This window comes from Zobellia galactanivorans, assembly GCF_000973105.1.
Classification (GTDB): Bacteria; Bacteroidota; Bacteroidia; order Flavobacteriales; family Flavobacteriaceae; genus Zobellia; species Zobellia galactanivorans.
Genome location: NC_015844.1, coordinates 2,836,931 through 2,843,036 on the forward strand (window position 1 = coordinate 2,836,931; position 6,106 = coordinate 2,843,036).

A 6,106-nucleotide genomic window follows, 5' to 3' on the forward strand; every position below is an offset into this window, starting at 1 on the left:
ACCATGAAAAATAATATGATAATAAAAAAGGTTTTTTCCTGTCTGCTTATAGCCGGAATCATAATAAGTTGTAATGAAGAAGTGTTGGATACAATTCCTTACGGGGAATCGACATCGGCTGAGTTTTGGCGAAATGGCGCAGATGCCAATGCGGCCTCCACGGCCATGTACGAACCTTTGCGTTGGGAAGATTTGTACGGTCACAGTGAAAACGTATTCGACAATTGTTCCGATGATATTTTTAGGGCTGGTGACCACGGTTATGAAGAAGCGATGGAGAACTTTACGTTCGATCCCAGTAATGATGGCTTTCGAAGCGGTTGGGGTGCCAAATACGAGATTGTATCTAGAGCCAATTCGGTCTTGATCAATGTTCCCGGTATTGAAGATATCGATGCGGCCCTTAAAGACAGAATATTGGGTGAAGCTCATTTTTTACGTGCTTTCGCCTACTGGCGTTTTTCCGTACTGTATGGTGAGGTGCCCTTAATTTTGGAGGCCAACACTATTGAAGGCAACTTTAATATCCCCAAATCATCTTTGGCCGACATACGTGCCCAAGTAGAAGCTGATTTGGTCATGGCGGCCAGTCTATTGCCCGAAACCCACGATGCCGAAAATTTAGGAAGGGTCAATAAGGGATCGGCAAACGGACTTTTGGCAAAACTATATCTTTACGAAGAGGAGTTTCAAAAATCCATTGATGCAGGAGAAGAAGTAATTGGTGGGCCATATCCATTGGCTACTAACTTTAGGGATAACTTTGTGCCTGAGACCGAGAATAACCCCGAAATGTTATTTTCCGTACAAGGAGAGGAAAATTGGGCCGATGTGCCCAAGATGTTCGATGCGCCCAGACCATGGGGTGGTTGGGATTTTCATGACCCGGTCGAAAATGTTGTGAATGAATTTGAAGAAGGTGATGTACGATTGGCCAATTCAATTTTAAGCCCCGGGGACATGGTCGACCGAGGTGAAGGAGGAGTTGTAGAATTTACCTCCGATTTGACACAAACGGGGTATAGCTTGACCAAATATGCCAACTACAAGGCCGATGGTAATTTAAATGGTGATCAGAATGTACCCGTATTACGGGTTGCCGATGTATATCTTTTGGTTGCTGAGGCCAAGATTCGTTTAAATGGTGCCGGTTCTGGTGATTTTGAGATTAATGAAGTACGAAGAAGGGCCGGACTTGCTCCGATTGAAAATGCCGATATGCCAGAACTTATCCATGAAAGACGGGTTGAACTCGTTGGCGAAAATCAACGCCATCAAGATTTGATGCGCTGGGATAAGGCCAATATTGTCGATATCGCAGCTATTTATGCCGAAGATAGAGGGCAGTTTGATCCTCCTCGAACCTTCGTCAGACCAAAGCATTATTACTTCCCTATCCCTCAGCGCGAAATCGATTTGAGTAATGGGGTGCTGATTCAAAATGAGAATTATTAGCAAACGGTACGGGGGAGTAGAATATCTGGTCCCAATACGTTTTTTTAATACAGTAAAATGATCAAATGGTTTTCCTGAGGATATCCCTTCCTTTGGAAAATCATTTGGTTTTTAAGGACTTATTATTTTCTTTTACTTATAATAGGGTCTGACCGAATAGCAGGGAGAAATGGAATGCCAAAATCAGCAGAGATGAAGAGTCGCCGTTATTATACCATTGTAGTCATTTGTATGTTGTTCTTACAATGCGCTGAAAAAAAGGAATCGTCTTTAGGTAAACAAGGATCTAAGGAAGTCTCCCAACCCCTGTTTACGATACTGTCACCAAGTGAAACACAGTTGAACTTTGTAAATATTATCAACGAGAGTCCTACCATAAATGGGGTGTTGTACGAGTATCTATACAACGGGGGCGGAGTTTCGGTAGGGGATTTAAATAATGATGGCTTACAAGACCTGTATTTTATATCCAACTTATATAGCAATAAGCTTTTTCTCAATAAGGGAGGTTTGGTGTTCGAGGAGAAGACGCTCGAAGCTGGATTAAAAGGAAAGACGGGCTTTCCTACGGGGGTAACCATGGTCGATATCAACTCAGACGGACTACTCGATATTTATATTTCGAAATCGGGAAATTATCCCAATCCCGAACATCGAAAAAATGAACTTTACATCAATCAAGGGGTAAATGATAAAGGTGTCCCTGAATTTGTAGAAGAGGCAAGCCGGTATGGTCTTGATCTTGCCCATTATTCTACCCAAGCTGCTTTTTTTGATTATGACAAAGATGGGGATCTTGATATGTTTCTTTTAAACCACGGTATCGATCCTGCAGAAACCGAATCGAATATCGACAAACTCCTTGGCCAAAAATCGGAATATAGTAGCAATAGGTTATTTCAGAACAACGAAGGTAAATATGTCGATGTTTCGGAAAAGGTGGGGATTGTCGACAACGGTATTGGGTATGGTCTCGGTATTGCCATTGGGGACTTGAATAATGATCAATGGCCCGATATGGTCATCGGTATGGACTATTCCGAGAAAGACCACCTGTATATCAACCAAAAGGATGGGACCTTTAAAGAGGTGGTTCAGCAGGCTACCAATCATATTTCCAATTTTTCGATGGGTAACGATATCGCCGATATCAATAATGATGGTTATTTCGATTTTATATCGGTCGACATGGTTTCGAATAACAACTATGATTTAAAGACCAATATGAGCGGTATGAATCCCAAACGATTTCACGACCTCGTTGGCAAGGGGCTCCATTATCAATATATGTTCAATACACTACAATTGAATAATGGTAATATGTTGGAAAATAGCACGGTACCGGCTTTTTCCGATGTGGCGCAATTCGCCGGGCTTTCAAAGACCAATTGGAGCTGGGCTCCCTTGTTTTTTGATATGAACAATGACGGATGGCAAGATGTATTTGTTTCCAATGGGGTACTGCGCTCATTTCGAAATAACGATTTTGTTATTTACAAAAGGCAACGGGTAGCAAAACTATATGACGATATAAAAAAATATGGCAATAAAGATTCCCTGATTGCATCGTACTATAGAGACCTTCTAGCGGTAATGCCAGAAAAGAAGGAAGTAAACTTACTTTATTTGAACAATCGCGATTTTACATTTTCCGAAATGAACGGATCCTGGAAATTGAATGTACCTACCGCAACAAATGGTGCCGTTTACGCTGATCTAGACAACGATGGTGACTTGGATATTGTCGGAAACAATATAAATGATCCCGTGACGGTTTATCGGAATAACAGTCGCGAATTGGCGCCTGATAATAATTACTTGTCCGTCAAGTTAAGGGGTGAAAAAGGCAATATAAATGGTATTGGGGCACGAATCTCGTTGCAGTATGATGATGTAGTGCAGTCTAAGGAACTTTATGTGTCAAGAGGGTTTCAATCGTCGGTAAGCAATAGACTGCATTACGGTACGGGGCAAAAGAACGTAATAGACAAGGTATCGATAACCTGGCCCGATGGAAAACGTCAGTCGCTTAAAGATGTGCCAACGAACCAAGAGTTGGTTTTGAAATACGATGATGCCCAGAGCGGCCTTTCGAACGATGTATCTAGCGACAACGCATTTCTCTTTAAGGATGTATCACACGATTTAAAAAATACTTTCGAGCACAAGGAGAACGATTTTGACGACTTTCAACGTGAAATATTGCTACCCCATAAGTTCTCCCAGAACGGTCCGGCTTTAGCTGTGGGTGACGTAAATAATGACGGTTTGGATGATTTTTATATAGGAGGGGCGAAAAACGAAAGCTCCGAATTATGGCTGCAGCAATCGAACGGTGATTTTGAGCCGTCGGGCCATCCATGGAAAGAAGATAAAATGCATGAAGACTTGGCAGCGGAATTTTTCGATGCCGACGGCGATGGCGACCTTGATTTGTACGTGGTCTCGGGGGGCAATGAAGCAAAGGAAAACGATGACTACTATCAAGATCGGTTTTATGAAAATTTAGGAAAGGGTAAGTTTGCAAAAGGAGCGAAGGCCATTCCGAAAATAGTGACAAGCGGGGCATCGGTCAAAGCTGGCGATTTTGATAATGATGGCGATATAGATCTTTTTGTTGGGGGAAAATTGGTGCCGGGTAAGTATCCTTTTCCGGCAAAGAGTTATTTGCTTAGAAACGAAAGCAAAGCAGGTAAAATTGAATTTGTTGACGTCACCCAAGATGTGGCGCCTTTTATGGCGGAATTCGGTTTGGTTTCGGAAGCGCAATGGGTAGATGTCGATAGTGATAATGATCTTGACCTGATTGTCGTAGGGGAGTGGATGCCCGTAAAGATTATCGAAAATGACAAGGGTAAATTTATAGATAGCACCACTAAGGCCGGTTTGGATGATCAGGTGGGTTGGTGGTTTAGTGTGGCTACGGCAGATTTTGATCAAGATGGGGATATGGATTTTATAGTGGGCAATCTAGGTGAAAACTATAAATACAAAGCCTCTGTAGAAGCACCGTTTGAAGTGTTTACAAGCGATTTTGATGGGAACGGCACACTAGATATCGTATTGGGTTACCATGAAGAAGGAAAGGTCTATCCGTTAAGGGGTAGGCAATGTTCATCGGATCAGATGCCTTTTATAAAAAAGAAATTCCCTAGTTATGATGATTTTGGGGCAGCCGACCTGTCAACGGTGTACGGTAAGGAAGAATTGAAAAATTCATTGCATTACGGGGCTACTACCTTTGCCAGTTCCTATATCGAAAATTTAGGCAACTTTAAATTCAAAGTGCACCAACTCGATGCGTTGACGCAATTCTCCTCGGTCAATAGTATCCTCATTGACGATTTTAATAGTGACGGTCATGCCGATGCGCTGCTGTCGGGAAATTTGTACCAATCTGAAGTTGAAACACCCCGAAATGATGGAAGTTATGGAAATTTGCTTTTGGGGAATGGTAAAGGAGGCTTTAAGTCGCTTTTTCCATATGAGAGTGGCTTGTTCATTAAGGGAGATGTGAAAACCGCAGCGTTCATAAAAAACAATGCTTCAGGTCGTAAATATATGGTGTTTGCGAAAAATGACGATGCTTTGCAAATGGTCGAATATGTTTCTGGGAAAAATTAGGGTACGATGGTAGGGGTTATTTGATGTCAACGCGCTCGCCAAAGAATTTGGGCTGTGTGTTGAACAGTAAATCGATAAAGACTTTGACCCTCGCTAAATATTCGCGTAAACGAACCTTTAGGCCCTGTCTGCCACTAATACTTTTTGCATTGTAGCCAATAGCCTTTAGACCTTTCTTTTCGGCCAGGTAGATGGCTCGTTGATTATGGAATTCTTGGGATATAACCGTTACATCGTTTAATCCAAAAACCTCTTTGGCACGGACCATTGAATCCAGGGTCCTAAAACCGGCGAAGTCTAAGAATATTTTTTCCGCAGGGATGCCCTTGGATATCAAATCCTTCTTTATGGTATTCGGTTCGTTGTAGTAACGTGTGCCATTGTCGCCACTGACCAAGACAAAATCTATTTTTTGGGCCTGATAAAGCTCAAGGGTTGCTTCTATTCGGAAGGTGTAATACGGGTTGGGAAGCCCTCCAATTAGTTTTTTTGAAGTTCCGAGTACGATACCCACCCTATTCTTAGGAAGGGCCTCAAGGCTGTTAAAAGTTTTTCCTTCAGCCGACGAACTTATGATGAGATTACATAAAAATATAAGTAGAAAAAGGGATGCAACAAGCGCTCCACATATTTTGTAGTAGTTTTTTCTCATATAGTTCTATGTAGACCATAAATATAGTCAAAAGAAATCCACTTCGGCCTTTAGCAGATTAGCTCCTTTAGTTCTCTTTCAAGTTTTTGGATCTCGTTGTCGATAAGATTGTAGTTTTTTTGCTGTGCCGTCTCAAAAGTACCCAACAATTGGTTCACCTTGAACAGAATATTGCTTAAGCGTATATTGAAATTTCGGGCTTTCTCATATTTTTTGCCGTCTGAATGGGCGTAATAAGAAGATTGAAATCTATGTTTTAATTGGTATAGCTTTTCCAATAGGTGTTCCGTATGCTGTTCATATGTTTTCTTTTCAGGCCTGTTCGATGTTGGGGTGAAGTTTATGGACATATTGCTATAATTATGGGCGAGGCCC

At 41.8% G+C, this 6,106-nt stretch carries 4 protein-coding genes; 2 read left to right on the top strand and 2 right to left on the bottom strand.

Annotation, left to right across the window (positions count from 1 at the left end):
- Positions 1-3 precede the first annotated feature (3 nt).
- Positions 4-1,455 carry a RagB/SusD family nutrient uptake outer membrane protein gene (locus ZOBGAL_RS11415; RefSeq protein ID WP_013993765.1) on the top strand — a complete coding sequence of 484 codons (1,452 nt, stop codon included), beginning with the start codon at positions 4-6 and terminating at the stop codon, positions 1,453-1,455.
- Positions 1,456-1,647: 192 nt separating this feature from the next.
- Positions 1,648-5,079, top strand: a complete 3,432-nt coding sequence (locus ZOBGAL_RS11420; protein ID WP_013993766.1) for a VCBS repeat-containing protein — start codon at positions 1,648-1,650, stop codon at positions 5,077-5,079.
- A gap of 16 nt (positions 5,080-5,095) precedes the next feature.
- Here the strand turns inward: ZOBGAL_RS11420 and ZOBGAL_RS11425 are convergent, their stop codons facing one another.
- Complete coding sequence (locus tag ZOBGAL_RS11425; RefSeq protein ID WP_013993767.1) at positions 5,096-5,731, bottom strand: SanA/YdcF family protein; 636 nt, start codon at positions 5,729-5,731, stop codon at positions 5,096-5,098.
- Between the two features lie 50 nt (positions 5,732-5,781).
- A complete protein-coding gene (locus tag ZOBGAL_RS11430) occupies positions 5,782-6,081 on the bottom strand; it encodes a hypothetical protein (protein ID WP_013993768.1) in 300 nt (99 codons plus the stop codon).
- Positions 6,082-6,106 lie beyond the last annotated feature (25 nt).